The 361-nt window shown below is 63.4% G+C and carries 1 pseudogene; it reads left to right on the top strand.

The annotated features are described in order from the left end of the window. Positions 1 to 51: 51 nt before the first annotated feature. Positions 52 to 361 (top strand): annotated as a pseudogene (locus OR16_RS36500) (D-aminoacylase); the annotation flags it as partial.

Genomic DNA, 361 nt, shown 5'->3' with positions numbered 1-361 from the left:
TCCACCGGCACCTTCTATCCGCCTTCAGCAGCGGCACCGGAGGAGGAGATCGTGCGAATCTGCGAGCCACTCAAGCAACACGGCGGCGTCTACGTAGCGCATATGCGCGACGAGAGCGACAAAGTCAGCGAAGCCATCGACGAGACCGCCCGCATCGGGCAGGCGCTCGGCGTGCAGACGGTTATCTCGCATCACAAGCTGGTGGGCACACGCAACCATGGCCGCAGCCGCGAGACCCTGGCCAAGGTCAGCGCACTGTCGCGGCAGATGCCGCTTTGCATGGACTGCTATCCCTATGCGGCGTCGTCCACCATGCTGCGTCCCGAGCGCGTGGAGCAGTGTGAACGCATCCTTATCACTT

It is taken from the genome of Cupriavidus basilensis OR16, assembly GCF_000243095.1.
Taxonomy (GTDB): Bacteria; Pseudomonadota; Gammaproteobacteria; order Burkholderiales; family Burkholderiaceae; genus Cupriavidus; species Cupriavidus basilensis_D.
Note: the sequence above shows the minus strand (reverse complement) of the source record. Positions and strands in the feature narration are given on the sequence as shown.